We start from the raw sequence: 26,547 nt of genomic DNA, 5'->3' as shown, positions 1-26,547 counted from the left end.
ATGCTAGCAATAAAGATAACCAAAAAACTCTTCTTAATGATCCGCTCAAGATAGTTAAAAGTTTTCGCTATTGATATGAATAATAATTGTAGAAGATATAATATATCCCTCAAATGAGTAATTTCCGATGGCAACTTGGTCTTAGAGAAAAACTTTTGCTGGTCATATTTCTTGTCAGCACGATAGGTTTCCTTGTCCTGGCGATCAATCGGGTTATGATCCTTGAGGGAGCTATCCAAAGCCGGACACTTTTCCGGATGGAATCTATTGGGAACATTCTCTCGACGGAGCTGCTCCCTAAATTAATCAACAAAGACCAGGTTGGAACAATGCTCCTTCTGGAGACCACTACCAGGCAGCCGCTGGTCGATTTTGTCATAGTAGTTGATCCGGAAAGCAATATTGTTTTTTCTTCGGAACCGCAACTGGAAGGGAAAATGGATAGTTTCCCAAATACGCCCAATATGGATTATTTTGGCCATGACCAGTTTATCCGTTCCTTCCCTATTAATAATGACGACCAGGAATTTGGCTCGCTTAAGATCGGGTTTTCATTGGCGCAATATAGGTCCGATATTCAAAAAACAATTGCTTGGTCGGCCAGCCTAAGTATTTTGAGCTTAATCTTCATCCTTGCCTCATCCTGGATGATCATTACTATGTTTTTGCGCCCATTAGTTGAGATCAACCTGGTGCTGGAGGCTGTATCCCGGGGTGATTACTCTAAACATGTGTCCGTCAGCTCAAACGACCTGATCGGTGAGATCGGGGATAAAGTTAACGAGATAAATGATAAATTGAAGGAAATGGCAAAATAGTATTTGTACTAATGGCTTATATATTATTAGTATTTATTTCCCTGAAATTTACCACTTTTATCCTTCCATTTAATATATCATTTTCCTGAGTTCTTAAATAACGAAGTAATATAGTTACTCCTTTCGGCTCGTTCCCATTTCCATGGACCAGGACAATTGAACCGTCTTTGATCTTTTTCCCTTTAGCGAGCCAGGCATCGGCATCAAGTTTGCGATAGCCTAACGCCTTAAGTTCTGCCAGCCTTACTGAGCTGTGTCGAAGCCCGGGAAAACGGAAATATATTGATGGAGATAGGCCGTTAGCCTTCATCAAATATATATTTCCCATAACTTCTTGGGTAAAGTTGACGGTCGGATTGTTGAGAAAATCGTTGGCTATCGGATGGGTCAATGAGTGGTTGATCCAGGTAATGTCGAGATAGCACTTTTTGATCTTTTCCAGCTCCCTGGGATGCTGCCTGATCCATTTCCCGGAAACACTCACCCCAACAGGAAGCGGTCTGCCTAATTTTTTGCCAAGATGGTCAAGATAATTGAACAGTCTGGCTTCGTAAGGCTTGTGAGAAGGACAAAGGTCAATGGTGACGGCAAATTCTTTAGCGTAAGAGAAGTTGGTTAAAAAAAAGAGCAAGAGAAAAATAACCGCAAACAGATCCAGCTGCCGGTTGGAAACGGTTTTCATTTTAGAAGCGAAAGTGCTTCCGAGCGGGCTTTGGCGTCTTTTTCAAATACACCGCGGACCGCAGAAGTAATGACCTTGGTCCCGGGCTTTTTTATCCCACGCATCGACATGCAGAGGTGCTCGGCTTCGATTATCACTAAAACGCCGAGCGGTTTGAGCTTGGCCATCAGACAGTCGGCAATTTGGCTGGTCAGCCGTTCCTGGACCTGCGGCCGCTTGGCGAACCCCTCCACTACCTTGACCAGCTTGGAGAGTCCGGTGACGTTCCCTTTGGTTGGTATATATACTACATGCGCTTTCCCAAAGAATGGAACAAGATGATGTTCGCAAATTGAGTAGAATGGTATCTCTTTAAGCATAACCATCTCTTCGTGTTCACCTTGCTTAAAGGTTGTTAGATGATGCGCGGGATCTTCATGGAGGCCGGAAAATAGTTCGGCGTACATCTCGGCGACCCTCTTGGGGGTCGAGCTTATCCCTTCGCGATCAGGTTTTTCTCCGATCGCCAACAGGATCTCTTTAACCGCTTTTTCTATCCTTTTCTTGTTGATCATTATGTAATTATACCACTAAAAATTATTGACCAAGTCATTTAAAATGTCCTTATTATAATAAAGCCAATTTTCCAGGATGGATAGGATAACCAATTGGTCGCGGATAATATGTGAATGGATTTGCCTGATATTTGGCGGAAATCGATTGCCGGTCAAATTTTCACGCCCGACTACGACTTCACGGCTAAAATTCATTTTTCGGAAAATATCTTCAAATAAATCCTGCCATTCATCAAAATATTTCGGCAAATGGACGCAGTATTTTCCATTTTCATAAGGCCTTAAGAGCATTTCTCGAAAGTTAAAATTAGCTGTATCGCGATTGTAAGTCGGCCTAAAACTGCCGTCCAGGATCTTTTGCCGCAGCGCACGCATGGTTTTTTCGTAGGCAAAAATCCCTCTTGCCCTGCGCAAGACAAAAGACGGATGTGTTTGAAATGAAACGGGCTTGATCATGCAGTTTTATCGGACTATATAACTAATTATTTCAGTAAAAGCTAGAACAGACCGACGATCTTCCCTTCTTCGTCAATGTCCATATTCTCGGCGGCCGGATGTTTGGGGAGCCCAGGCATGGTCATGACCTCGCCGGCGTAAGCGACAATAAACCCGGCTCCGGCCGAGGGCTTGAGCTCCTTGATAGTGACCTTGAAATCTTTTGGGGTGCCAAATAGCTTTGGGTCATCGCTCAATGAATACTGGGTCTTGGCGACGCAGACCGGAAAATGGTCCATCCCCAGCTGTTTGAGAAAGGCGAGATCGGTCGTCGCCTTGTCGGTCCAGGCCACTCCGGCCGCCCCATAAATATCCTGGGCGATCTTTTCGATCTTATCTTTTATCGATTGCTCCAGGCGATAGAGCGGTTTATAGGTAAGTTTTTTGTCGATCGCCTTCAGGACCATTTTTGCCAGCTCTTTCCCGCCTTCTCCCCCCAGGGCCCAGACATCGGAAACGATCGCCGGAACATGCAGGCGCTCGCACTCTTCTTTGATTTCAGCCAGTTCTTCCGGTGAGTCATTTACTTTCCTGTTGATGGCGATGACGACCGGCACGTTGAACTGATGGAGGTTCTCGACATGCTTGGCGACGTTCTCATAGCCGTGCCGCTGGATCGCCTGGCTGGTGACGACCAGGACCGAAGCCGACGGAGAGAGGTTCCCGACCCGGCACTTAATGTCAAAGAACTTTTCCGCTCCCAAATCGCTGGCAAACCCGGCTTCGGTGACCACATAGTCGGCCAATTTAAGGGCCAGCTGGGTGGCGACCAGGGAATTGCAGCCATGGGCGATGTTGGCAAAAGGGCCGCCGTGGATGAAGGCCGGTGATCCTTCGATCGTCTGGACCAGGGTCGGCTTTAAAGCGTCCCAAAGCAAAAGGGCCATTGCCCCTTGCGCTTTAAGATCGGCGGAGCGGACCGGCTTGCCGGTCTTATCATAAGCAACAATGATCCGGCCCAGGCGATCCTTTAAGTCAGTTAAACTGGTGGAAAGGCAAAGTATAGCCATGACTTCCGATGAAGCCGTAATATCAAATTGGCCGCGCAGAGAACGGTCGTTCATATCCATCACCCGGCGCCAGACGATCCGTTGTTCATCGATCTGCAGTTCATTTCCCTGGTAAATATGGTTATAGAGCATAGCAGCCAGCAAGTTGTGGGCCGAGGTGACCATATGGATGTCGCTGGTCAGGTGAAGGTTGATATCTTCCATCGGCAGGACTTGAGAATAACCTCCGCCGGCCGCCCCTCCCTTCATTCCCATGACCGGGCCGAGCGACGGCTCGCGGATGCAAACGATCGATCTTTTCCCGATCTTGCGGAGGGCCTGGGCCAGGCCGATGGTGGTGGTGGTCTTTCCTTCCCCCTGTGGGGTCGGGGTCATGGCGGTGACCAGGATCAATTTGCCGCTCCGGTTCTTTTTTCTCTTTTTTAGAGCGTCAAGATTTATCTTGGCCTTAAAACAGCCGTGCAGTTCTATATCATTCCGGTCGATCCCGGCATTGCCGGCGATCTCATTGATCGTTTTAAGTTTGGCTTGTTGGGCGATCTCAATATCTGTCAACATAGGTAAAATATAACATGAAAGCTAGCGGCGGGCAAACTGCTCCCAGGTTTGAGCAAACAATGGAAATCTGGTTTTAATAATAGTTTCCCTGATACTAGTAGGATCAATTCCTTTACCAGAAAGAATAGACTCGTGAAACCAATTATCGGTTAATAAATGAACTGCATCATCGAAATACCCAATATTAGCCAGTAAAACAGCGATTTCTTCCAAGGGTAAATAATCCATGCCATTTAGATGTTCAGCGGCTTTTTTCAGGATTATTTTAGCATCAAGCTTCAGGTTGAACCTGATTAATAGACGGGCGGCTGTAAGTAGTATGGCCGTTTTTTCTTTCTTGTCTTCTTGTTTTTCTGCCGCTGGGCAGATGTATTGATTGATTACTCTGATGGCAAGGACGATTTCCCCACTTGAGCCAAAATACTCAACGGTTTGAAAATGAGTTTCAATTTTAGTATGTTGATCTTCAATTAATTCAGTCGCGCGAGCCACCTCATCAAAGAGGTTATTTTTGCGATAAATCTCGATAACTCTAAGCAATAAATCGCTCCGTTCGTCATTATTAAGCAGACCTTTGATCCCTCCTTCAATCATTGTTAGCAGATCAAGAGCTTTCTTAGTATCACCAAGAAAAAACTTGCATTCAGCAATACGCGCCGCAAAATAATACATTATTAAAGGGGGCTTGCTTTCAAAGACGCTTTCAAATACAAAAATGTCATAGGCTTCATCGATTTTTCTTCTGGCAACAGGAGTAAGTTGTTCTCCAGGAGACGGGAAATCCAACCGCAATTTTTGCAGGCGAGATAATGTTTGTTTTTTTTCGGCTCCCCCTATTTGTTGATAAGATCCATTAGGCCTTGGTCCTAAAAGAGCGGGCGGGACCGGTTTGCTTATAAATGACATGGCTATAACGTCTTCGATGAAAAAAATGGAAAATTTCAGTTTTTGGTCTATAAAGATCGGGCGATTTTGTCCGTGGAGAGACCGTATTTTTCAAGGATATCGGCTCTTTTGCCGTGTTCAATGAACTTTGAAGGGAAACCAAGACGCTTGACCGGTTTGTTCAGCCTCTCTTCGGTCAATAATTCCAGGACGGCGGAACCAAAGCCCCCTTCCAGGACCCCTTCTTCAACGGTGACGATCCTCTCGGCTTTTTTTGCTTCCTTCAGGATAAGTTCACGGTCAAGCGGTTTAACGAAGCGGGCGTTAATGACCGTAACTTTTTTCCCTTCGGTTTCGGCGATCCTGGCCGCTTCAATTGCCGGGTAGACCATTGAACCGATAGCAAAAACAACGACCTTTCCTTTCTCTCCTTTGCCTTTATAAACGATCTCTCCCTGTCCGATCGGCAGTTCATTGAACTCGCTATTCAGATCGACGCCTATGCCGCTCCCCCGGGGATAACGGATAGCGACCGGTCCCTTAGCCTGACTGGCGCTGTAAAGCATCTGCTGGAATTCGTTCTCATCTTTAGGGGCCATGACCGCTATGTTTGGAAGCGAGCGGAGAAAGGCCAGATCAAAAATGCCATTGTGGGTAGCTCCGTCCTCGCCGACGATCCCGGCCCGGTCGATCGCGAAGACGACCGGCAGGTTTTGCAGGCAGACGTCATGAACGATCTCGTCGTAAGCGCGTTGCAGAAAAGTCGAGTAGACGGCGACAAATGGTTTGAATCCCCCCCTGGCCAGCCCTCCGGCAAAAGTGACGGCATGCTCTTCGGCGATACCAACGTCAAAAAATCGCGACCGGTGCTTTTGGCAGAAATCTTCAAAACCGGTCCCGTCGATCATAGCGGCGGTGACACCAATGATCCTGGGATCGGCATTGGCCATTTTGACCATTGTCTGGCCAAAAACGGCAGTATAGCTTTTTGGCCCATCGCTTTTTTGAGCGGCGCCGGTTTTAATATCGAACGGTCCAGTCCCGTGAAAACGGGTCGGCTCTTTTTCGGCCGGCAGGTACCCCTTCCCTTTTTTAGTGATGACGTGGATCAGGACCGGTCCCTGGATATCCTTGGCGTGGTGAAGGGTGCTCATGATCAGCGGAATATTGTGGCCGTCGATCGGTCCAAAATATTTGAAACCCAACTGTTCAAAAATAACGTCGACCTTGAAGCTGACGACAATGTGTTTGGTCCTGTCCTTCAAGGTCTTGGCGGCGTCAAAAAGGGGAACCCCGACCCGCGGGATCTTCTTGACGATCCCTTCGATCCGGTTGCGCAGTTCAACGTAAGCGCCGCTGGTCGAGAATTTGGTCAAATAATTGGAAAGAGCGCCAACGTTCCTGGAGATCGACATCTCGTTATCGTTGAGAATAACGATCATGTTGCTTTTTAGGGTCGACGAGTTGTTGATCGCTTCGTAGGCGAGGCCGCCGGAGAGCGATCCATCGCCGATCACCGCCACAATATGGTGTTTTTCCCCTGCCAGGTCGCGGGCGTGCGCCAGCCCGACCGCCTGGGAGATAGAGGTCGAAGCATGGCCAACGGTAAATGGGTCATGGGGGCTCTCTTCAATGTTCGGGAAACCGGAAAGACCGTTTTCCTGGCGCAGGGTTTGGAATCTGGCTAGGCGCCCGGTCAGGATCTTGTGGGCATACGCCTGATGCCCGACGTCCCAAATGATCTTGTCTTGAGGGCTATTAAGGGAGGCATGGAGAGAAACCGCTATTTCTACCGCCCCCAGGCTGGGAGCGACATGTCCGCCATTTTGGGAGGTAACCTCAATGATCTTTTGCCTTATTTCCAAGGAGAGATCTTCTAATTGCTTGGTTGAAAGCTCCCGGAGCGCTTCCGGCAACTTAATTTTATCGAGCAAAGTAGACATAATAGGTAACCAGAGTTAAAGCGATTGCCAGAGCGGACCCGGCAAAAACTTCGGTTGGCTCATGGCCAAGGATCTCTTTTAGTTTTTCGACCTTAACCCGGCCATTTGAATAGATGTCATCAACAACCCTGTTCAGGATCTCCGCTTGCTTGCCGGCCGCCCGCCTGACACCGGTCGCGTCGTACATAACTATCAAGGCAAATACGAGTGCTATGGTAAAAAGCGGAGAGTTTAATCCCTGGGTCATCGCGATCGCCAGGGTCAAGGCGGTGACCGAAGCCGAATGAGCCGAGGGCATCCCTCCCGCTTCAAAAAAGTGCCAGAGAGAAAGAACCCCCTCTTTATACCAGTAGAAAAAAACTTTTAGCGACTGGGCGATGAACCAGGAAACCACCACGGCGACAAAAGGGAAGTTGTTTAACAGGGCCAGAAACCAAGTGACGAGGTAATCCACGTTATCTCCTTTTTGCCAGGACTGTCTCCAGATATTCCAAATCTTCCGGGGTCGTGGCTTTAATGTTCTGGTAACTTCCCATGACCATTTCGACCGGATATCCGGCCGCTTCCATGACCATGGCATCATCGGTGCATAACTTCTTGATTTTAGCATAAGCTTTCAATAATAAGGAGGCCTTAAATGTTTGCGGTGTCTGCGCCGCCCAGAGATATTTTCGATCCAATGTTTTAATAATGGATATTCGACCCTTCGTCAATTTGATCGTATCTTTTACCGGGACCCCCACCACTGCCGCTCCGCGGCGTTTAGCCGTTTTGATCGAAGCGATAATACTTTCCGGGGTGACCGCCGGCCTGGCCCCGTCATGGATCAGGACGATCTCTGCTGTTTTAGGCAAAAGATTTAGGCCGTTGCTGACAGAATCCTGTCGCTCGGCGCCGCTTTTAACTATGGCGAGCAATTTTTTGCTTTTCAGCTTTTTTGCTTTGGCGATATTGTTTTTCGCGACCACCAGAATGATCCCGTCAACCTCTTTGCTCTTTTCAAAAGCGGCCAGGCTCCAGGCGATCATTGGCTGGCCGGCCAGCGGCAAAAATTGCTTGTCTTGCCCCATCCGCCTCCCCTTTCCTCCGGCGACGATAATGGCGATAGTTTTCATAAGATAGTTATTTTATCACATAAAAAGAAGGGTCAAAAGGAGAAAAAAGCCGCCTGCCCAATGAAATTATTGTTATAAAGTGACGATAATATACATGTAAGCGGTTTATTCATTAATAGAGCCAAGGAGAGCTTAATAATGGGACAAAGATCAGCGGTTTATGAGATGCGCCGAGGCTTGATGAGCGGGAGCAATAGCACCGTGCGAAGAGCTCTGGTTGAAAGAGTTAATGCCGGCCCACAATTAGAAGGCCTGCGCCCTTCCCAGTGCACAACCAGGGATATGTTCGCGATGGTGGTTAACCCATCTGTTTTAAATAATGTTGTCGCGTACAAGCCGATCGCCGATTTTATGGCGGAACACGGCCTGGAAAACCCCTATAATATCACCAATGAAACGGTGCAAAGTCATGTTCACTCGTTATTGTCACGCTACCGTATATATATCCAAAATGAGCCGCAAGCCGCTCCATTGAAGATAGCTTTTCTATTTTTATGTTCAATCGTTCACCCGACAAAACAGATCAAAATCGAAGGGATAACCCTCAATCCTAGTTTCAGGGATAATGCTTCGTTCTACGAAGCCGATTTTTGCACTTTTCGCGGGGCGGCTGAAGAGGAAGGAGGATTAGAGGTTATTTACAGTGAAAAAGCAGATGAAAAGCTGCGCCAGAAATGCGGCAATCCTCTCCCCCATGAGCTGATCGACGCTTCCAAAGAAGAGAGAGTGGCGACCTGCTGTGAATTCAGCAATCTTTTGATCTCGATGCTTCGGATCGCCGGGATAAAAGCCGAACTTAACCTGGTTCGCGGAGAGACCCATGCTAATGTGATTGTTACGATTGGCAATAAATATTATTGTCTTGATCCGGCTGAAGCGAGGCTAGAGAGATTATCGGTCAAACCGGACACTGTTGTTGGCGATAATATCGGGATATTCAAGCATTATGCGAACGAAGCGTATTGGCGGGCCAATCAGGGGGACCTGGACAAAGCGATCGAAATGCTGGAGTTGCTGCTTAAATGGGGATTGAATGACCCGATCATTTTTAACAACCTCGGCCTTTCATTTATACAGCGAAACCGGGAAGGGGATATTGATAAGGCGATCCGTTGTTTTGATATTTCGATAGCTATAAACAAGCAGTACCTTCAAGCGGTCAACAACAAAGCTTTGGCCATGATCATGTCCGGACGTTTGATCGATGCGAAGAATTATTTGCATGAAGTTATCGATGAACATCCGACCAATGCTTACGCTTATTGTTATTTGGGAGAGGTCCTGGTTAAATTGCGCTACGCTAAAGAAGCGATGCGGGCGTTTAACGCCGCTATTACGGCCGGTCCGGATCAGGTAATAAATTACATTGATTCGATCGAACCGGCTGACCGCACATTTTTTCTCTGGCAGCTGATGGGTGAAGCGTATTCTCGGAACAAAGATTACGCGACCGCCCGCGGGATGTTCATGCAAGCGATAAAAATGAACAATCGTTCAACAGCAGCCTGGCTTGGTCTGGCGAAAGTCAATCTGATGGAAAGGACTTTTATCTCGGGATTCATTGGCTATGGGCGGGCTCTTTTGAGCTGGATCAGTAATCTGCTAATCAAGAATCCAATCCCCTTAATGGTCGTTCGTTAAAACCTGGCAACCCTTGTTGGTCACCAGGACCATGTCCTCGATCCTGATCCCTCCCCACCCCTTAATGTAGATGCCTGGTTCAACCGTGATCACCATCCCGGACTTTAATTTTGCCCGGCTTTTTAGAGAGATCCTGGGGGACTGATGGATCTTTTTCCCAACCCCATGGCCGGTGGTATGAATAAAACATTCGCCGGGGCAGTCCTTTTCCTTGATATGGCAGGCTTTGAAGCATAACCTTTTAATATACGTACGGGCGGTCAGATCAATATCGCGGCAATAAGCCCCGTCCCGAACAGCCGCGATCGCCATTTTTTGAGCTGTTTTTACTATATTGTAATAGTGAAGATATTTTTTGGTTGGCTTGCCGACAAAGAACATTCTGGTGATATCGGAGCAATACCCTTTGTACTTTGCTCCCAGATCGACCATGACCTGCTCGCCGTTTTTGATCTTATTTTTAGATGGTTTGGCGTGAGGATCGATCGAGCGGACCCCTGAAGCGACAATCACCGGGAAAGATGGTTCAGCGCCACGGCGTTTAATTTCACTTATTATCCGGGCGGAGATTTCTTTTTCGCTTTGACCGGCTTTGATCCGGAGGCTATTCATCACCTCGCGGGCGATCTCGACCGCCCGCTGTTGGTTGGGGTTCATTTGGCGATGGCGATAGCCGCCTTGAGGCCAAGAAGATAGCTGTTGAGGCCAAAGCCGGAAACCTGGCCGACCGCGACCGGGGCAATGACCGATTTCTGGCGGAATTCTTCGCGGGCGTAGATATTGGAGAGATGGACCTCAACGGTCGGGATCTTTACTCCGGCGACCGCATCGCGGATCGCGATACTATAATGTGTGTAAGCGCCCGGATTGATCAGCAGGGCCTGGAACTGTTTTCTCGCGGCGCCGATCTTTTCGACGATCTCACCTTCGCTGTCCATTTGGACTATCTCAAGCTCTACTCCTTCTTTTTTGGCTGATTCCAGCAGGGAGTTGTTGATCTCTTCCAGGGTCAGCCTGCCGTAAACATCGGTTTCCCTCTCACCCAGCAGAGATAAATTCGGCCCATGGATAACCAGGATCTTCATGATGCCTAAAATATATCACAGGGAGTATTTCTTATCAAGCAAAACAAAACATGTTATAATTTCATTATGAAAATTCGGCCCGGACGGATCGTTCTGATCATGTTTTTAATTATTATCGCGTCGGTTTCTGGCGCTTCCCTTCAAATAGTGCAGCAGCTTCCTGATGTGGGAATGATCAACTCGTATGTTCCAAGCGAAAGCACCATCCTCTACGCGGCCGACGGCAAGATCCTGGCCCGTTTTCACCAGGAAGAAAACCGCCAGGTGGTCCCGCTCTCAAAGATCAATCCGTACTTTATTAAAGCGGTGATCGCGACTGAAGATCCAAACTTTTATCATCATCGCGGCCTTGATTTTCTCGGGATCACCCGGGCGGCGGTCAAAAACTTTGCTTATGGCCGGGTGGTTGAGGGGGGGAGCACTTTAACCCAGCAGTTGGCCAAGAATCTTTTCCTGACCAAGAAAAAAGCGCTGACCCGCAAGCTGGCTGAAGCGGTTTTGGCGGTTCAGATGGAACGCCGCTACACTAAAGAAGAGATCCTGGAAATGTATCTTAATCAGGTCTACCTGGGCCATAACACATACGGGATAGAATCAGCCGCCAATCTTTATTTTAACAAACATGCGTCGGAATTGACCCTGGCGGAATCGGCCATGATCGCCGGAATTATTCGCGGGCCGGAGCTCTATTCTCCCTATCGCAACTTAAAAGGGGCCAAGCTTCGGCAGATCGATATCTTGAACAGGATGATCGAGCATCATCTGGCTGATGAAAAAGAAGCCAAAGCGGCGGCCGCGGGAACGCTAAGCTTTTTTCCGCAGAACCTGAAGATGCGGGGAGAGATCGCCCCCTACTTTATCAGCCATGTCCTGCAGGAGATTACCGACCTTTACGGTCAGGATATGATCTATCATGGCGGCCTCCGCGTTTACACAACCCTGGACACCTCAATGCAATTTGCCGCAGAAAAAGCGGTGACTGAGTTTATAAAGAACGAAGGGCCGAAGTTCAAATTTACCCAGGGAGCATTAATGTCTATCGATCCAACCACCGGTTACATCAAAGCGATGGTTGGGGGGGCCGATTTTCTGGAGAGCAAATTTAACCGGGCGACCCAGGCCAAACGCCAGCCAGGCTCTTCTTTTAAACCGTTCGTTTACACTACGGCGATCGAACAGGGATTGATGCCTTATACCCTCCTTCAGGATACGCCGACCACTTTCAAGGTCTGGGTCAACAAATGGAACCCGGACGGGACCTGGACACCGCAAAATTTTGACAGTAAGTTCCATGGGGCGGTGACCATGAGGACCGCCCTTGAAAAATCGCTCAATATCCCGGCAATCAAGCTTTTGGAGATCGTAGGGATCCCCAACGCGATCAACGTTGCTCAAAAAATGGGGATTACCAGCCATTTGGAGCCTTCCCTTTCCCTGGCGCTAGGCGCATCGGAAGTGACCCTTCTTGAGATGACCTCGGCTTACGGGGTCCTGGCCAATAATGGAATCAGGGTCGAACCGGCATCGATCGTGAAGATCGAAAACCGGGATGGAGTGGTCCTTTATCAAAACAAGATAATTGAGCGGCGAGTCCTTGACCCGAACGTCTCGGCGATCATGGTCGACATGATGCGCGGAGTGATCTCTCGCGGGACCGGTTATCGGGCAAACATCGGCAGGCCGGCCGCCGCCAAGACCGGGACATCGCAGGAATTCAAAGATGCCTGGTTTATTGGTTTTGTCCCACAGCTGGTGACCGGTGTTTGGGTTGGAAATGACGATAATACTCCGATGAAAGGGGTGGCGGAAGTCGGGGTTTGCCCGCGGATCTGGAAAGCTTATAATACTGTCGCCCTGGCAAAGATGGCTCCGCTTGATTTTCCCAAGCCGCAGATCCCCGAAGAGACCGTGATCCAGGAAAATAAGATCAATGCCGAAGGTGAAGAGCCCCCTGAAGGCGACCCTGCCCCGGAAGATGTTCAATCACTTTCTGCTCCCCGGAAATTACCTGATGGCGACCCTGCCCCGGAAGAGGTCAATGGTGACAATTAAATTTGGGACCGATGGCTGGCGGGCAAAGATGTCTGAAGATTTTACCAAAGCCAATGTTGAGCTGGTGACCCAGGCCCTGGTCAGGTATTTGCAAAAAAAAGGTGAACTTTCCGGTATCGCGATCGGTTACGACAATCGAGCCAACTCCGAGGTCTTTGCCCGGGTAGCGGCCGAGGTTGTTTCCGGCGCCGGGATCAAGGCTTATCTGACCAAACATTCTGTCCCCTCCCCGGTCGTATCTTACGCGGTTAAAAACCGCGGCTTAGCTGCCGGGATCATGATAACCGCATCGCATAATCCTCCGGATTACAATGGATTTAAGATCAAAGAGGCTTTTGGCGGTTCTGCCTTCCCGGAAACGACCCGGGGCGTTGAAGCTCATTTGACCGATCTGTTGGAAATTACCCCGTCTTCGGCGAATTTGGTTGAATTTAACCCTGACCCGGAATATTTGGCCAAGCTGTCGGAACTGGCTGATATTAAAACGATCAACAGAGCGGGCCTCGAAATAGTTATTGATCCGATGCACGGGAGCGGCGCAGGTTATTTCGCGAAGCTGGGGATAAAAGCTACCGAGATCCGCGGGAAGCGGGACACAACTTTTGGCGGGATCAATCCGGAGCCGCTGGCCGTTAATTTGCAAAGTTCCATCAATTTTATGAAGACTTTTGGCGCCAGGCTGACCAGCCCGGCGGTTTGCATTGTTCTCGACGGCGACGCTGACCGGATTGCCGGCATTGACCAGACCGGCGAATATATTAACACTCATAAGATATTTTCCCTTCTGCTCAAGCATTTGCACGAGAACCGGAAGCTGACCGGTACAGTGGTCAAGACATTTAATATCAGCAACCTGGTCGACTCAATGTGCGCCGACTATAAAGTACCGCTTGAGGTGAAGCCGATCGGCTTCAAATATATTGCTAAAGAAATGCTGGAAAAAAAGGTTGTCCTGGGTGGAGAGGAAAGCGGCGGGATGGGAATTTATGGTTTTATTCCGGAGCGGGACGGGATATTGGCAGGCCTGATGCTCCTGGAGTTAATGGCCAAAGAACAAAAAACTCTCGCGAAGATCGCGGATGAATTAATGGTTAAATATGGATATTACTATTATAACCGGAACGACATCCGCACGACTAAAGGACCCGAGAAGGTTGAAGAACTAAAACAGTCCCCTCCGGCCGTTTTTGCCGGTAAGAAGATCGCCAAAACCGAAACGCTGGACGGCTTGAAATTCACCTTTGAAGACAATGCCTGGATACTTTTTCGCGCTTCTGGGACTGAACCGCTTCTGCGGATTTACGCAGAAGGACGCACCCAGGCAGAAGTTGACTTTTTCCTGCAGGAAGCAGCGGCCTTGATCTAGCCCTTATTTCCCGGTAGTCAGTGATTTTTCAAACTGTTCTTTTTTAGCGATTCGGGCAAGCTCCGCATTCTCTCTGGCGATATTAGCCGGCAGCTTTAATTCCTTAAAGACCTTAAGCAGGTTTTCGTGCAATCCCTTGTCGTCCCCGGCAATAAGTGAGGCTTTATTGAACTGTTCGGCCGCTTCCGCCTTTTTACCCAGCTTGTTGTAGGTTGTTCCCAGGATCAGGTAAAGATCCGGATTGCCTCCCTCGGTTTTGACCGCATCGACGTAAGCGGCGAGGGCCAGATCCTTCTGTCCCATGGTCATGTAGGTGTCGCCCAGGAAGACATAAAGGTACGCGTTGGCCGGATTGAAGGTGATCGCTTTTTTATATTCAGCGGCCGCTTCAGCATTTTTTCCCTGGCTCCGGTATGAATGGGCCAATAGGGTCGGCTCCTCGATCTCGACTTTGGCCTTGGACTGGAGTTCGCTATGCCATTGGTTGAAAACCGCTTGCTGTTTCTGCTTCAGCAATACTTCATCAATATTCCCTTTGGCCGAGTCGATCTTGCGAAGTCTTGAATCGACCACTTTAATTATGTGATAACCGAACTGGGTTTTGACAATGCCGCTAACCTCACCGTTTTTCAGTGAGAACGCCGCTTCTTCAAAGGGTTTGACCATCATCCCGGTGGAGAAATAACCAAGATCTCCCCCTTTGACCGCGCTGCCCGAATCGGTCGAATATTGCTTGGCCAGCTTGGCAAAGTCCTCGCCCTTTTTGACTTTTTCCAGGATCAGTTTGGCGTTAGGCTCTTCCTTGACCAGGATGTGTGAGGCGCGGATCTCGCGGAGGTCGTCAGGAGTTACCGAGACCCCTTCCCGAAGCTTCATTTGCCTCTTTTGGACCAGAATATCGTCGCGAATAAAATCACGGAAACTTCCCAGAGTAAAACCGGAGCTCTTGAGCGCTTTTTCCAGGTCTCCTCTGTTAGCCAGCTTGTTTTGGGTCTGGATATTATCAAGGACGGAATCGATCTCGCTGCCGTTTACCCGCTCTTTTTTCCTGGCATCCTGAAGTATAATGGTAAAATCAATGGTTTGTCCCAAAGCCATGGATTCAATATAAGGCAGATCCCTGGCACTGACCTGGCGGCCGCTGTTTTGCGCGATCCGGTTTATTAATTCCCGATAACGCTGGACGCTGATCTCTTCCCCATTGACCTTGGCTAATCCTGATGGTTTCTTGGGCTGATCAGATCCTTGTTCGCTGAAACGGGAATAACCCAAACCATAAAACATCGACCCGATAAAAACAACCGCGACCGTGATCATAATCCCTTTTGTATTTTTTCTGAACCATGTTAACATAACCTTCTCCTTTACCCGGAATAAACTTCCTCCGGTTATTATTGCATTTCGTCTTTCAGGACGCGCGACACGGAAATGTAGCCACCGATCATTCCCAGGGCAGTTCCGCCGAAAAACATAGTGGTGTAAATGGCCAGCAGCAAGCCGTAATCTGTTATTAGCGGTAAAAACGGCAGGGCTTGCAGAATACGGGAGACAACCGCTTCATATGAAAGCTTTAGAATAAGTAGAGAGGTTAGCCCTCCGATCACCCCAATAATGATCCCTTCAATAATGAACGGCCATTTAACAAAATTATCGGTCGCGCCAACCAGTTTCATTATATAAATATCGGTTTCTCTGGCAATAACCGTTAACCTGATCGTATTAACCACTATAAGTAGTGTGGCCAGGGACAGCATGACCACTAGCGCGGTCCCTCCAACCCGAACCGCACTGATCAAAGATTTTATCTGCTGGATCAACTTCCCATTATACCTAACTTCATCAACAACATCGATCGAAGAGATCTCTTTGGCAACCTGGGGGAGCATGTCGGCGTTCCTGACCCTCACCATATACGTGTGCGGCAGAGGATTGTCATAAACAACATCATTCAAGTTCAGTTTGCTGTTAAATTCATCTTTAAAGTTATTCCATGCTTCAGTTTTTGAAGTAAATTCGACCTTTTCAACACCTGGAATATTAGATATCTTTATCTGGATCATTCCGGCGTCATCAAGAGAAAGGTCTTTGTAAATATAGGCGACAAGGTCCATTCGCGAAGATATCCCCCCGACTATATTTCCCAGGTTCATGATCAACAGGAGAAATAGCCCGAAAATGGTCAGTGAAACAATAATGGTAGCAATGGCGACAAAGCTCATTAGTGCCGATCGGCGGATCGAGCGAAACGCTTCAACAATAAAAAACTCAAGGCTACTTAACATGATAAGTCCCTAATTGCTGGTCGCGGACCAGCCTCCCCCCCTCAAGTTCAATGACCCGCTTCTTCATTTCATCGACAATGTTCTTGTTGTGGGTCGAAACGACCACGGTGGTATTCCGTTTGTTGATCTTATCGAGAAGTTGAAGAATGTCCCATGAGGTAGCCGGGTCAAGGTTGCCGGTTGGTTCGTCAGCCAAAAGGATCGGCGGATTATTGACGATCGCCCTGGCTATGCACGACCGCTGTTTTTCCCCGCCGGAGAGCTCGTCGGGAAAAGAGTTGACCCGTCGAAGCAGTCCAACAAGCTCCAGGGCCTGCATGGTTTTGCGTCGGATGGTCGAGCGAAGGGCTCCGGTAACCCTAAGGGCAAAGGCAACATTCTCGTATACGGTCCTTTTAGGTAAAAGTTTGAAATCCTGGAAAACAATTCCAATATTACGGCGCAGATAAGGGATCTGGCTGGCATCAAGCTCGGTAACGTTGATCCGGTCGACGATCACTTTACCTGACGTGGGGATCTCGTCGCGGTAAAGCATTTTCATTAAAGTGGTCTTTCCCGCCCCGGACGAGCCGACCAGAAAAACAAACTCTTCTTTGCCGATATGCAGATTAATCCCGTTAAGGGCATGGATCCCATTCGCGAAGCTCTTGGTTACGTTTATCAATTCAATCATTTATTGTTTAACCCGAGAATAAATATCATTGTTTACCGCGGCGTTCAGCCACAGGTTAATAGTTTCTCCAAGTCGGTTTTAATTATAAAGCGGGAATTGCTTGCTTAATTCCGCGACTTTATTCTCGATCTCGGTTTTGACTTTTTGGTCACCTGGATTTTTTAATGTCCGGCAGATCAGATCGGCGATCAAGGCCATTTCCGGTTCTTTCATCCCGCGGGTGGTCAGCGCGGGGGTGCCGATCCTGATGCCGGAAGTGACGAACGGTTTTTCCGGATCAAAAGGAATGGTATTCTTGTTGACGGTGATCCCGACTTCGTCAAGCGCCAGCTCGGCTACTTTACCGGTTACTTTGAACGGGCGCAGATCGACCAGTACCAGGTGATTGTCGGTCCCGCCGGAGACTAGGCGGAGCCCTCCTTTGGTCAATCCGTCAGCCAGCGCTTTGGCGTTTTTTACGATCTGCGCCTGGTAAGTTTTGAAAGCCGGGGTGAGCGCTTCTTTGAAACATACCGCTTTTCCGGCGATAACATGTTCCAGCGGCCCACCCTGGATACCGGGAAAAACAGCTTTATCGATCGCTTTGGCATAACCTTCTTTACAAAGGATGAGCCCGGCGCGCGGCCCTCGCAGGGTTTTATGGGTTGTGGAAGTGACCACTTCAGACATTGGGACCGGCGATGGATGGAGTCCGGCGGCGACCAGCCCGGCGATATGGGCGATGTCGACCATCAGGAGGGCTCCGGTCTCGTCGCAAATCTCGCGGAATTTTATAAAATCAATGATCCTGGGATAAGCGGTAGCGCCTGTGACGATCAGTTTTGGTTTGTGTTCTTTGGCTGCGGCTCGCAGGGCGTCAAAGTCGATCGTTTCGTTATCTTTGCGGACACCGTAAGAAACAAAATGGAAGTACATCCCGGAAACATTGACCGGCGAGCCGTGAGTTAAATGGCCACCGTGAGAGAGGTCGAGCCCCATGACGGTATCACCTGGTTTTATCAGGGCGAAATAAGCGGCAAAATTGGCCTGGGAACCGGAATGCGGTTGAACGTTGGCATGCTCGGCGCCAAAAAGCTCCTTGGCCCGGTTGATCGCCAGGGTTTCGGTCTGGTCGACAAACTGACAGCCGCCGTAATAGCGTTTTCCCGGGTAGCCTTCGGCGTATTTGTTGGTCATGACCGAACCGCACGCTTCCATGACAGCGCGGGAGGTAAAGTTTTCGGAGGCGATCATCTCAAGCTTGGTCTGCTGGCGATCAAATTCCTTGTCGAGAGCAGAAGCGACTTCCGGGTCGTTTTTCCTGATGTTGTCGATATTAAAATGCATACTGATCTCCCCTCTTGTGGGCCTAGTATATCATAAAGAAAAGTGACCGGCAATTAGAGGAAAATATTCAAAGAATAAATATAAGCGATGAAATTTCTTGATAGATTCACTGATATCAATTTAACATGAGTATTATTAAAAAATTACAGCGTTTTGCCGGTTACGGAAAGGTTAAGATCGTTTCGGTCCCGCCCCGTCGATCTGAACGAAAGCCGGGAAATTGCGACACCGATCTCCCCTTTGCTTCTGCCAAGTATTTGGCAAAGCTGTACTTCGATGGCCAATTGGAACCGAGGCTGGACTCATCCGAGCCTGAAGCGGTCCTGAAACTGGCCCTCCGCCCTGATTTTAAATGGAATATTATGGTCAAAAAGGTCGCGGAACTGGCAGCTGATGGAAACCGGAAAGCGACAGCGGTTTTGGACCAGCTTTCCACCGGTTGGGACGATCGCAAATTGGAAGTTTTTGCCAATACCAAGCTTTTACCTCTGGTCCTTGCTCAGCTCCCGCCGAGAGCGATTATTTCCCTTCCGCTTCATCCGAGTATATTGTTCACCTGCAAACTAATGGCTGGCTTGATAAACTTTTTTCTGTGCTCTGACCACTTCCCTTGCACCTCCTCTCATTTTTTAGTATAATCACCCCAACCCAATGGCAGACAAAAATGGTCTTAAAGATCTGAACGAAGAAGCCGCTCCGAGCGAATGCCAGGCCTGTGGCGGACCGCTTAATTTTGAAAAGGTTAACCTCGAAGATTATCAGGGAGGAAAGCTTTACATGATGGAAGGGGTTCCCGCCTATGTTTGCCAGACTTGCGGCGAAAACTGGATACCGGAGCCGATCATGGAAGAATTCGAAAACATGATCGAGGCGGCGAAACAAAGGGCCAAAGAAAAGAAGGCTAAGAAAAAAGGAGGGAAAAAATGACCAGAAAATTGGCAAACTTTCTTGTTTTTTCTCTCTTTTGCGCGGCTGTTGCCTTTGCCCAGTCCAGCCCCATCGATCAGGGAACGATCGCCGACATTGTCCAGAACGAAGGAGACGCGGTCGTTAACATTGATATCATCAAAAATGTCAGGATCCGCACCTCCCCTTTTTTTAATACGAACGATTTTTTTGGGGTGATGCCGGAATTCAGGAGTTTTTCCCGTGAGCGGATAATCCCCCAGCGAGGCGCCGGTTCCGGTTTTATTATCGATAAACGTGGTTACATCATGACCAACGAACATGTTGTTCGAGGCGCTGCCGAGATCATTGTTACCGCGCGAAACGGCAAAAAATATAACGGCAAGATAGCCGGCGCTGACCCCGACCTTGATATCGCGATCGTCAAGATCGATCCGCAGGGGGCAGAGCTGCCGATCCTGCCGCTTGGTGATTCGGCCAGCTTACGGCCGGGAGAATGGGTCATTGCCATTGGCAATCCTTATGGTTTTTCCAACAGCGTCACCGCCGGGATCATCAGCGCGACCGGGCGGGTGCTGGGTGATCTTGGGAAAAAGAACTTGATCCAAATTGACGCAGCCATTAATCCGGGAAATTCCGGCGGTCCGCTTCTTAATTTATCAGGGGAAGTGATCGGGGTCAACGTGGCGATCGTTTCCGGCGCACAGGGTATTGGGTTTGCGATACCGGTCAACGCAGCCAACGAGATCGTGCAAGCCCTGATCGATAATGGCCGGGTTATCCGCGGCTGGCTGGGGGTTTACATGCAGGATGTTGACGGCCGGGTCGCAAATTATTTGGACCTCCCGATGTTAGATGGTGCGGTAATTCTGGACATCATCAATGGTAGTCCTGCCCAAACGATGGGACTCAGGAAATTCGATGTTTTTCGGGAGGTCAACGGCGTTAAAGTTTCAACCGCTAATGATATGCACGAAGCTATAGCCGCGCTGAATCCCGGCGCTGAGATAAAAGTTAAAGTATACCGTGACGGACGGGTCATTTATTTGACCGGCAAGATCGCGGAAAAACCATAATTGGAGGAATAAAATGGATATTTCACTTGGTAAATCAAAAAAGACCCGTCGAGTTTACGGTTTTGACGAAATTTCCCTCGTCCCTTCTATAGTTACCATAAATCCTGAAGATACCGATGTTTCGGTCTCTATCGGCGGGAAGAAGCTTGAGATCCCGATCATTGCTTCGGCCATGGATGGCGTGATCAGCCCCAAAACCGCAGTGCTGATGAGCAAGAACGGCGGTCTCGGGGTCCTCAATCTGCACGGGGTTTGGACCCGGTACGAAGACGCGGAAAAGGTGCTTAAAGAGATCTCCCTGGTCGAAAAAGAAAAATATGTTGAGTTGATGCAGAAGATCTACCTTGAACCGATCAAGAAAGAGCTGATCGTTAAACGGATCAAGGAGATCAAATCGCTCGGCGGGATCGCCGCGGTCTCTTCCATTCCTCAGGATGCCCTGGAATTCGGCCAGATAGCCCGTGACGCGGGGGTTGATATTTTTGTCGTTCAGTCGACAGTCCTTTCGACCAAGCACAAATCAACCGGCTCCAAGATCCTTGATCTCAAGGAATTCTGCAGGATGATGAAAGTTCCGGTTTTGGTCGGCAACTGCGTTACTTATGAGGTCGCTTTGACTTTAATGGGCACAGGTGTCGCTGGAGTCCTGGTTGGTATTGGACCGGGGGCAGCTTGTACTTCCCGCGGTGTACTTGGGGTTGGCGTTCCCATGGCAACATCGATCGCCGACTGCGCCGCCGCCCGCGATTCATATTTTAAAGAAAACAATGTTTATGTCCCGATCATTGCCGACGGCGGAATGGCAGTCGGCGGAGACGTATGCAAAGCGATCGCCTGCGGCGCCGACGCGGTAATGATCGGTTCCCCGATCGCCAAAGCGACCGAAGCTCCCGGAGGCGGTTTTCACTGGGGAATGGCGACCCCTTCACCCACCCTGCCGCGCGGTTCGCGCATCCGGGTCGGGACGATCGCTCCGCTCAAAGAGATCCTTCATGGACCGGCAAAATTCGACGACGGCTCAATGAACTTTGTCGGCGCCCTCCGGACCTCGATGGGAACACTGGGAGCGGCTGATCTGAAAGAAATGCAGCAAGTCGATGTGGTCATTGCCCCTTCGATCCTGACCGAAGGGAAGGTTTATCAAAAAGCCCAGTCGCTGGGAATGTATAAGTAAAAAAGCGGAGCAAAGGGCAAGACAAAGGGCGGAATCGAAGGCGGGACAGAAGACAGAGGAGGTTGGGTAAAATGGAGAATAAAATAAAAGAAATGCGGGAAAAATTAGATTTGATCCTGGGAACAATGGCGACAAAAAGCGATGTATTAAGGATCGATAAATCGGTTAATAATTTAGAAAAATCGGTTAACAATTTAGATAAATCGGTTAATAATTTAGAAAAATCGGTTGATCATTTAGAGAAAGATGTTAAAGATATTAAACATTATGTTGAGCATATCGACAGCGAACTGCAAGAGCATCGGCACGATAGTGAAGTTCACAGCCTCAAAATGATTTGAAAAAAATATTTACTCTGTGATATACTGTGCCATGACGCAGCAAAAACATGATCTGATCGCGGTCCTTGATTTTGGAGCTCAATATTCCCTGCTGATCGCCCGGCGCGTCCGCGAATGCAATGTCTACTGCGAAGTTTTCCCTCACGATATCCCGGTCGCTGAATTGATCAAAAAAGAGGTCAAAGGAATAATTATTTCCGGCGGCCCCGCGTCGGTCTATGAAGAAGACGCACCTAAGGCTGATCCAAAGCTTTGGACAACCGGTATTCCGGTCTTAGGCATTTGTTATGGGATGCAGCTGATGGCTAAAGATCTTGGCGGCGAAGTTAAGGAAGGAAAAAAACGAGAATACGGCAAAGCAGATCTGACGATCGACGACCAGGCAAATATTTTTGCCGGACTCGACACTAATTTACAGTGCTGGATGAGCCATGGCGACACGGTCATGAAGCTCCCTCCCGGCTTTAAACAGATCGCCCACACAGATAACACCAAATATGCGGCCGCCGGGGATCCGTCTAAAAAGATCTTTGGCGTCCAGTTCCATCCCGAAGTCGTCCATACGCCAAAAGGGATCGAGGTTATCAAAAATTTTGTTTACGTTGTTTGCGGCTGTCAGCCTACCTGGACGACCGCGAATTTCATTGAAGAACAAGTGAGATCGATCCGTGAAAAGGTTGGCCGGGAAAAGGTCCTCCTTGCCCTTTCCGGCGGGGTCGACTCAACGACTGTCGCCGCCTTGATGCACAAAGCGATCGGCGATCAGCTGATCTGCATGTTTATTGATCAGGGGTTCATGCGTAAAAATGAAGCCAAAAAGATCGACGAACTCTTTACAAAAAAATTCAAGGTTAACTTCCTCAATATTAACGCTGCAACTCGTTTTTTTGGCAAGCTTAACGGGATCATTGATCCGGAACAGAAAAGGAGACTGATCGGCGAGAATTTCATCCGGACATTTGAAGAAGAAGCAAAAAAACTTGGCCAGATCCCATTTCTTGCCCAAGGAACCCTTTATCCTGACGTTATAGAAAGCGCGGTTCCAGGGTCAACAACCGGGAAAGCAGCCAAAAAGATCAAAACCCACCACAATGTCGGCGGTTTGCCGGAAAAAATGGGCTTTAAACTTATTGAGCCGCTCCGGCTCCTTTTTAAAGACGAGGTCAGGACGCTTGGCCGCGAACTTGGTGTTCCGGATGAGATCATCAGCCGCCAGCCATTCCCCGGACCGGGTCTGGCGATCAGGATCATTGGAGAAGTGACACCCGAAAGAGTAAAGGTCCTTCAAGCGGTCGATGATATTATCGTTTCCGAAGTTAAAAAAGCTGGTCTTTACAAAGAATTATGGCAATCCTTTGGTGTCCTGCTCCCTATCAGGACTGTCGGGGTAATGGGGGACAAACGGACCTATCTCAATACTATAGCGGTCCGGGCGGTCACGTCCAAGGATGCAATGACCGCCGATTGGGCCAGGCTCCCCTACGATTTACTCGAAATTATTTCCAATCGGATAATTAATGAAACTCCGGAAATTAACCGTGTGGTCTACGACATTTCCTCAAAGCCGCCATCGACTATTGAGTGGGAATAGCGCTACTACCGCTTTCCTCTGGCCTTCTTATGTTCTTCAAAGCTTTTACTAAACTTATGGCTTCCGTCTGATCGCGCGACAAAGAACAGGAAGTCGGTTTTAGCAGGATTTATCGCCGCTTTGATCGAATCAAGTCCCGGGTTGCAGATTGGGCCGGGTGGAAGCCCTGCCCGCTTATATGTATTGTAAGGTGAATCGACGTTCAACTGGTTTAAAAAGACCTTTTTAGACGGGTTTTCCAAGGCATATTTGACCGTGGGGTCGGCCGCTAGAGGCATCCCGATCTTTAATCGATTATAAAAGACCGAAGCAATGATCGGTCTCTCCGCCGGGATCTTTGCCTCCTTCTCGACGATCGAGGCAAGGGTCAATATTTCATGAAGGGTCAGCTTGGTCTTGCCTTTTTCTTTATCCCAGAATGGGAGAATAACCGCCTCAAACCGCCTTAGCATTGTCTCGACGACCAGATCTAAGCTTGCTTCCGGGAAAAAATCGTAGGTATCGGGAAAAAGATAGCCCTCAGGCGATTCGCTTGAGATATAGCGGAAGATCTTGTAATGTTTTGCCCGGCGTTCAGCCGTAATCCCTTCATTGACCAGCGTTTGAAAGCCTTGCCACTGCAGGTACCTGGAGGCTTTCAGGATCTCCCCCATTTTATAGATCGAACTTCCTTCCGGAAAGGTTACCCTGATCTGCTTTGGCGGAACTGTTTCGTTCGCCACCAATTTTATAATGATCTCCGGAAGGAACATGGATGGAGAGATCAGGTACTCGCCGGCTTTGACCTTGTCCTGCAGGCCGAATAGCCTAAGTAATATAAGAAAGCTGCTCCGTGGCGGCAAGAGCCTTTTTTGGGCCAGGATCGCCTTGATCTGTTTTGCCGAACTTCCGGCTGGTATCGCAACCAGCGTCCCTTGCCGGTCAAAGGGATTGGCCGGCTGAAGGATAAAGGCAAGACAAACGATCAGAAAAGCGATGGTTGTTAGTATAATATTGTTTTTCATAATCTTTTAACCGCGCACTTAAGTGCGCGGTTAGGTATCTTTCATATGTTTACCGCTAAGTGCTTTCCCGCTTTCCCAATCTATCCAAATAGTTCTGCAGTATCCCGGCCGCGGCACTTTTATCGATCACCTTTTTTCGATCCGCCCGGGAAACCCCCGCGCTGATCAGGAACTTGGTCGCGGCGGCGGTGGTCAGACGCTCGTCCCAAAGGGTGACTTTAAGCTTGAATCTTTCTTTCAGTTGTTCGGCAAATGATCTGGCGTTTTGCGCGGCAGGACCTTCTTCCCCTTTCAAGGTCTTTGGCAGTCCGACCAACAGCTCACTGACATTGCCGTACTTATCAATAAGCTTGGCCAAATCATCAAGTTCGCTTCCGTCCGCCTTTTTTTCCAGGACAGTTGCCGGTTGGGCGGTTAACCCAAGGAGATCGGAAACTGCGATGCCGATCCGTTTTGTCCCAAGATCAATTGCCATGATCCTGTTCATAAGGTTTTAAGGTAATCGCCGACTTTAGCAAGCGCTTCGGCAACTTTTACCGTTTCCTTCCCTCCCCCTTCAGCCTTGGTCTCTTTCCCTCCCCCCCTGCCGCCAACCACGCCGGCAAAGATACCGGCCAGCACTTTGGCCGACAATTGAGGGGTGATCAGGTCTGGTGAAACGGTGATCAGATAGACCAGCTTTTCGTTTGCGGTCGAACAGAGGAGGATGACCGCTGATTTGAGGGTGCTTTGGAGCGAATCGGAGAAAAGCCTTAAACTTTCCATAGAAAGATCGTTAAATTCTTTAAGCAAGACCTTGCGTCCGTTGATCTCGGTCGCGGAGGCGGCAAGTTCTCCGCCTGACCTGGAAGCATTTTTTTCTTCAAGCGAGCGGATCTCCTTTTCTATTTTAACGATCCGTTCCTTGATCCAGTCGACACGCCCCGCCAGGTGGTTCAAGAACTGGTCGACGACTCTGGTTTCTTGATTATCGACCGCCTTTGCCAGGCGTTCCAGTTCTGTCGGTTCAACCTCAAAAATATTGGCCTCCAACCCCTCTTCGCCGCCTAATTCGACCTTGCGGCGCTGCAACCGCCGGTATTTGCCGACCAGCTTTTCAACTTCGCCATAAAGCTCTTTGGCCTGAAAAACAACGCAGATCTTGGCTGCTTGTCCGGCGACCGCTTCGATCCGGCGTAAACCCGATCCCAGCGCCCCTTCGGAAATTATCTTGAAGAAAAGGAGCTCTCCGGTTGATCGGACATGGGTCCCGCCGCAAAGTTCCAGACTATAGGAACCAACCTTCAGGACCCTGACCTCGTCCCCGTATTTTTCGCCAAAAAGGGCCATGGCACCCATGTCTACCGCGGCCTGGTAATGCTTCTTGAGGATGTCGACATTAATTTTTTCCTTGATCTTATCATTGACCAATTGTTCTATCTTCATTTTTTCTTCTTCCGACAATCCCTTGAAATGGGTAAAATCAAAACGAAGTTTGTCCGGGCCAACGTAAGAGCCGGCCTGTTTGACGTGGTCTCCCAAGATCTCGCGGAGAGCCTTGTGGAGCAGATGGGTCGCGGTATGGTTGGCGGCGGTCGCCAGACGTTTTGAAATATCGATCTGAGCTTTAACCTTGTTGTTAACTTTAAGGCCTTTAAGGTCATCGACCTGATGAAGAATAACTTTTTGCGGGGTAAGGATCGTTCCTGAAACCAATATCTCCTGGCCGTCAAAAGCGATCATCCCGGTATCGCCAACCTGGCCGCCGCTCTCGCCGTAAAAAGGGGTTTTTTCCAGAGCAACCAGCTTTTGGTCCGGAAAGACAGCCGCGACCCTGGTTTCGGCTGTAAACTTATCGTAACCAATGAACTGGGTCGGTTTCAACTGGTTTAGATCAAGCCCCCCCAGGTCCGCCTTTTTCTCTCCGTTTATCCCGCTTTGCCTGGCCCTATCTCTTTGCCCTTCCATTTCCTTTTCAAAAGCGGGCAGGT

27 protein-coding genes are annotated in these 26,547 nt (G+C 49.0%); 10 read left to right on the top strand and 17 right to left on the bottom strand.

Annotated elements, in window-relative coordinates; genetic code table 11:
* Positions 1 to 113: 113 nt before the first annotated feature.
* Positions 114 to 818: a cell wall metabolism sensor histidine kinase WalK gene (locus tag KKF06_03335; protein ID MBU1616803.1), complete on the top strand. Its 705-nt coding sequence runs from the start codon at positions 114 to 116 to the stop codon at positions 816 to 818.
* A gap of 16 nt (positions 819 to 834) precedes the next feature.
* Here the strand turns inward: KKF06_03335 and KKF06_03330 are convergent, their stop codons facing one another.
* Genes KKF06_03330 through ispD form a run of 8 tightly spaced genes read right to left on the bottom strand, consistent with a single transcriptional unit; the run spans position 835 to position 8,060 of the window.
* A complete protein-coding gene (locus tag KKF06_03330; GenBank protein ID MBU1616802.1) occupies positions 835 to 1,500 on the bottom strand; it encodes a hypothetical protein in 666 nt (221 codons plus the stop codon).
* Positions 1,497 to 2,054: a GTP cyclohydrolase I FolE gene (gene folE / locus KKF06_03325; protein ID MBU1616801.1), complete on the bottom strand. Its 558-nt coding sequence runs from the start codon at positions 2,052 to 2,054 to the stop codon at positions 1,497 to 1,499. The genes KKF06_03330 and folE overlap by 4 nt, the downstream gene beginning before the upstream one ends.
* 15 nt (positions 2,055 to 2,069) lie before the next feature.
* Positions 2,070 to 2,510, bottom strand: coding sequence for a hypothetical protein (locus KKF06_03320; GenBank protein ID MBU1616800.1), 441 nt, complete (start codon positions 2,508 to 2,510; stop codon positions 2,070 to 2,072).
* 41 nt (positions 2,511 to 2,551) lie between these two features.
* Positions 2,552 to 4,117 carry a formate--tetrahydrofolate ligase gene (locus KKF06_03315; protein MBU1616799.1) on the bottom strand — a complete coding sequence of 522 codons (1,566 nt, stop codon included), beginning with the start codon at positions 4,115 to 4,117 and terminating at the stop codon, positions 2,552 to 2,554.
* A 21-nt stretch (positions 4,118 to 4,138) separates the two neighbouring features.
* On the bottom strand, positions 4,139 to 5,023 hold the full coding sequence (locus tag KKF06_03310) for a hypothetical protein (protein ID MBU1616798.1): 885 nt from the start codon (positions 5,021 to 5,023) through the stop codon (positions 4,139 to 4,141).
* A 47-nt stretch (positions 5,024 to 5,070) separates the two neighbouring features.
* The gene (gene dxs, locus KKF06_03305; GenBank protein MBU1616797.1) at positions 5,071 to 6,945 is read right to left on the bottom strand and encodes a 1-deoxy-D-xylulose-5-phosphate synthase; all 1,875 of its coding nucleotides are present in this window, start codon (positions 6,943 to 6,945) and stop codon (positions 5,071 to 5,073) included.
* The gene (locus tag KKF06_03300) at positions 6,926 to 7,399 is read right to left on the bottom strand and encodes a divergent PAP2 family protein (GenBank protein ID MBU1616796.1); all 474 of its coding nucleotides are present in this window, start codon (positions 7,397 to 7,399) and stop codon (positions 6,926 to 6,928) included. The genes dxs and KKF06_03300 overlap by 20 nt, the downstream gene beginning before the upstream one ends.
* 1 nt (position 7,400) lies before the next feature.
* The gene (gene ispD, locus KKF06_03295; protein MBU1616795.1) at positions 7,401 to 8,060 is read right to left on the bottom strand and encodes a 2-C-methyl-D-erythritol 4-phosphate cytidylyltransferase; all 660 of its coding nucleotides are present in this window, start codon (positions 8,058 to 8,060) and stop codon (positions 7,401 to 7,403) included.
* A 138-nt stretch (positions 8,061 to 8,198) separates the two neighbouring features.
* Here ispD and KKF06_03290 point away from each other — a divergent pair, with 138 nt between their 5' ends.
* Positions 8,199 to 9,701: a tetratricopeptide repeat protein gene (locus KKF06_03290; GenBank protein ID MBU1616794.1), complete on the top strand. Its 1,503-nt coding sequence runs from the start codon at positions 8,199 to 8,201 to the stop codon at positions 9,699 to 9,701.
* On the opposite strand, the gene KKF06_03285 is transcribed toward KKF06_03290, so the two are convergent.
* The gene (locus KKF06_03285; GenBank protein MBU1616793.1) at positions 9,684 to 10,358 is read right to left on the bottom strand and encodes a M24 family metallopeptidase; all 675 of its coding nucleotides are present in this window, start codon (positions 10,356 to 10,358) and stop codon (positions 9,684 to 9,686) included. The two genes, KKF06_03290 and KKF06_03285, sit on opposite strands and share 18 nt — an antisense overlap.
* Positions 10,355 to 10,786 (bottom strand): type II 3-dehydroquinate dehydratase, encoded by a 432-nt coding sequence (aroQ, locus tag KKF06_03280; GenBank protein MBU1616792.1) that lies wholly within the window; start codon positions 10,784 to 10,786, stop codon positions 10,355 to 10,357. Before aroQ ends, KKF06_03285 begins: the two co-directional genes overlap by 4 nt.
* A 66-nt stretch (positions 10,787 to 10,852) precedes the next feature.
* Here aroQ and KKF06_03275 point away from each other — a divergent pair, with 66 nt between their 5' ends.
* Together KKF06_03275 and KKF06_03270 are read left to right on the top strand one after the other, a co-directional pair.
* Entirely contained in the window at positions 10,853 to 12,838 is a 1,986-nt protein-coding gene (locus tag KKF06_03275; protein MBU1616791.1) for a penicillin-binding protein 1A, read from the top strand.
* Positions 12,762 to 14,204: a phosphoglucomutase/phosphomannomutase family protein gene (locus KKF06_03270; GenBank protein MBU1616790.1), complete on the top strand. Its 1,443-nt coding sequence runs from the start codon at positions 12,762 to 12,764 to the stop codon at positions 14,202 to 14,204. Before KKF06_03275 ends, KKF06_03270 begins: the two co-directional genes overlap by 77 nt.
* 3 nt (positions 14,205 to 14,207) lie before the next feature.
* On the opposite strand, the gene KKF06_03265 is transcribed toward KKF06_03270, so the two are convergent.
* From KKF06_03265 to KKF06_03250, 4 genes are all read right to left on the bottom strand, one after another.
* Positions 14,208 to 15,557, bottom strand: a complete 1,350-nt coding sequence (locus KKF06_03265; GenBank protein ID MBU1616789.1) for a peptidylprolyl isomerase — start codon at positions 15,555 to 15,557, stop codon at positions 14,208 to 14,210.
* A gap of 38 nt (positions 15,558 to 15,595) precedes the next feature.
* Positions 15,596 to 16,486, bottom strand: a complete 891-nt coding sequence (gene ftsX, locus KKF06_03260; GenBank protein MBU1616788.1) for a permease-like cell division protein FtsX — start codon at positions 16,484 to 16,486, stop codon at positions 15,596 to 15,598.
* Positions 16,476 to 17,159, bottom strand: a complete 684-nt coding sequence (gene ftsE, locus KKF06_03255) for a cell division ATP-binding protein FtsE (protein ID MBU1616787.1) — start codon at positions 17,157 to 17,159, stop codon at positions 16,476 to 16,478. Before ftsE ends, ftsX begins: the two co-directional genes overlap by 11 nt.
* A gap of 78 nt (positions 17,160 to 17,237) precedes the next feature.
* On the bottom strand, positions 17,238 to 18,485 hold the full coding sequence (locus tag KKF06_03250) for a serine hydroxymethyltransferase (GenBank protein ID MBU1616786.1): 1,248 nt from the start codon (positions 18,483 to 18,485) through the stop codon (positions 17,238 to 17,240).
* A 125-nt stretch (positions 18,486 to 18,610) separates the two neighbouring features.
* On the opposite strand from KKF06_03250, the gene KKF06_03245 reads away from it, so the two are divergent.
* The 6 genes from KKF06_03245 (at position 18,611) to guaA (ending at position 23,573) form a co-directional block, all read left to right on the top strand.
* A complete protein-coding gene (locus KKF06_03245; protein ID MBU1616785.1) occupies positions 18,611 to 19,123 on the top strand; it encodes a hypothetical protein in 513 nt (170 codons plus the stop codon).
* A 13-nt stretch (positions 19,124 to 19,136) separates the two neighbouring features.
* Entirely contained in the window at positions 19,137 to 19,412 is a 276-nt protein-coding gene (locus KKF06_03240) for a YgiT-type zinc finger protein (GenBank protein MBU1616784.1), read from the top strand.
* Positions 19,409 to 20,467, top strand: a complete 1,059-nt coding sequence (locus KKF06_03235; GenBank protein ID MBU1616783.1) for a trypsin-like peptidase domain-containing protein — start codon at positions 19,409 to 19,411, stop codon at positions 20,465 to 20,467. Before KKF06_03240 ends, KKF06_03235 begins: the two co-directional genes overlap by 4 nt.
* A gap of 13 nt (positions 20,468 to 20,480) precedes the next feature.
* Positions 20,481 to 21,641 (top strand): GuaB3 family IMP dehydrogenase-related protein, encoded by a 1,161-nt coding sequence (locus tag KKF06_03230; protein MBU1616782.1) that lies wholly within the window; start codon positions 20,481 to 20,483, stop codon positions 21,639 to 21,641.
* Positions 21,642 to 21,712: 71 nt separating this feature from the next.
* Positions 21,713 to 21,982, top strand: coding sequence for a hypothetical protein (locus KKF06_03225; protein MBU1616781.1), 270 nt, complete (start codon positions 21,713 to 21,715; stop codon positions 21,980 to 21,982).
* A 31-nt stretch (positions 21,983 to 22,013) separates the two neighbouring features.
* Complete coding sequence (guaA, locus tag KKF06_03220; GenBank protein ID MBU1616780.1) at positions 22,014 to 23,573, top strand: glutamine-hydrolyzing GMP synthase; 1,560 nt, start codon at positions 22,014 to 22,016, stop codon at positions 23,571 to 23,573.
* A 5-nt stretch (positions 23,574 to 23,578) separates the two neighbouring features.
* On the opposite strand, the gene mltG is transcribed toward guaA, so the two are convergent.
* The 3 genes from mltG to KKF06_03205 all read right to left on the bottom strand — a co-directional run.
* Positions 23,579 to 24,577, bottom strand: coding sequence for an endolytic transglycosylase MltG (mltG, locus tag KKF06_03215; GenBank protein ID MBU1616779.1), 999 nt, complete (start codon positions 24,575 to 24,577; stop codon positions 23,579 to 23,581).
* A 55-nt stretch (positions 24,578 to 24,632) separates the two neighbouring features.
* Entirely contained in the window at positions 24,633 to 25,064 is a 432-nt protein-coding gene (gene ruvX / locus KKF06_03210) for a Holliday junction resolvase RuvX (GenBank protein MBU1616778.1), read from the bottom strand.
* Positions 25,061 to 26,547: hypothetical protein (locus tag KKF06_03205; GenBank protein MBU1616777.1), on the bottom strand; the 1,487-nt coding region annotated here is incomplete at its 5' end. The genes ruvX and KKF06_03205, both read right to left, overlap by 4 nt.

The sequence above is a fragment of the Candidatus Margulisiibacteriota bacterium genome, from assembly GCA_018822365.1.
GTDB lineage: Bacteria > Margulisbacteria > WOR-1 > O2-12-FULL-45-9 > XYB2-FULL-48-7 > XYB2-FULL-45-9.
The sequence above is the reverse complement of the archived record's forward strand: the minus strand, read 5'-3'. Positions and strand labels throughout refer to the sequence as shown.

Coding starts and splice junctions, on each gene's coding strand:
- KKF06_03335 (MBU1616803.1), top strand. CDS start 114: ATGAGTAATTTCCGATGGCAACTTGGTCTTAGAGAAAAACTTTTGCTG.
- KKF06_03330 (MBU1616802.1), bottom strand. CDS start 1,500: ATGAAAACCGTTTCCAACCGGCAGCTGGATCTGTTTGCGGTTATTTTT.
- folE (MBU1616801.1), bottom strand. CDS start 2,054: ATGATCAACAAGAAAAGGATAGAAAAAGCGGTTAAAGAGATCCTGTTG.
- KKF06_03320 (MBU1616800.1), bottom strand. CDS start 2,510: ATGATCAAGCCCGTTTCATTTCAAACACATCCGTCTTTTGTCTTGCGC.
- KKF06_03315 (MBU1616799.1), bottom strand. CDS start 4,117: ATGTTGACAGATATTGAGATCGCCCAACAAGCCAAACTTAAAACGATC.
- KKF06_03310 (MBU1616798.1), bottom strand. CDS start 5,023: ATGTCATTTATAAGCAAACCGGTCCCGCCCGCTCTTTTAGGACCAAGG.
- dxs (MBU1616797.1), bottom strand. CDS start 6,945: ATGTCTACTTTGCTCGATAAAATTAAGTTGCCGGAAGCGCTCCGGGAG.
- ispD (MBU1616795.1), bottom strand. CDS start 8,060: ATGAAAACTATCGCCATTATCGTCGCCGGAGGAAAGGGGAGGCGGATG.
- KKF06_03290 (MBU1616794.1), top strand. CDS start 8,199: ATGGGACAAAGATCAGCGGTTTATGAGATGCGCCGAGGCTTGATGAGC.
- KKF06_03285 (MBU1616793.1), bottom strand. CDS start 10,358: ATGAACCCCAACCAACAGCGGGCGGTCGAGATCGCCCGCGAGGTGATG.
- aroQ (MBU1616792.1), bottom strand. CDS start 10,786: ATGAAGATCCTGGTTATCCATGGGCCGAATTTATCTCTGCTGGGTGAG.
- KKF06_03275 (MBU1616791.1), top strand. CDS start 10,853: ATGAAAATTCGGCCCGGACGGATCGTTCTGATCATGTTTTTAATTATT.
- KKF06_03270 (MBU1616790.1), top strand. CDS start 12,762: ATGTTCAATCACTTTCTGCTCCCCGGAAATTACCTGATGGCGACCCTG.
- KKF06_03265 (MBU1616789.1), bottom strand. CDS start 15,557: ATGTTAACATGGTTCAGAAAAAATACAAAAGGGATTATGATCACGGTC.
- ftsX (MBU1616788.1), bottom strand. CDS start 16,486: ATGTTAAGTAGCCTTGAGTTTTTTATTGTTGAAGCGTTTCGCTCGATC.
- ftsE (MBU1616787.1), bottom strand. CDS start 17,159: ATGATTGAATTGATAAACGTAACCAAGAGCTTCGCGAATGGGATCCAT.
- KKF06_03250 (MBU1616786.1), bottom strand. CDS start 18,485: ATGCATTTTAATATCGACAACATCAGGAAAAACGACCCGGAAGTCGCT.
- KKF06_03245 (MBU1616785.1), top strand. CDS start 18,611: ATGAGTATTATTAAAAAATTACAGCGTTTTGCCGGTTACGGAAAGGTT.
- KKF06_03240 (MBU1616784.1), top strand. CDS start 19,137: ATGGCAGACAAAAATGGTCTTAAAGATCTGAACGAAGAAGCCGCTCCG.
- KKF06_03235 (MBU1616783.1), top strand. CDS start 19,409: ATGACCAGAAAATTGGCAAACTTTCTTGTTTTTTCTCTCTTTTGCGCG.
- KKF06_03230 (MBU1616782.1), top strand. CDS start 20,481: ATGGATATTTCACTTGGTAAATCAAAAAAGACCCGTCGAGTTTACGGT.
- KKF06_03225 (MBU1616781.1), top strand. CDS start 21,713: ATGGAGAATAAAATAAAAGAAATGCGGGAAAAATTAGATTTGATCCTG.
- guaA (MBU1616780.1), top strand. CDS start 22,014: ATGACGCAGCAAAAACATGATCTGATCGCGGTCCTTGATTTTGGAGCT.
- mltG (MBU1616779.1), bottom strand. CDS start 24,577: ATGAAAAACAATATTATACTAACAACCATCGCTTTTCTGATCGTTTGT.
- ruvX (MBU1616778.1), bottom strand. CDS start 25,064: ATGAACAGGATCATGGCAATTGATCTTGGGACAAAACGGATCGGCATC.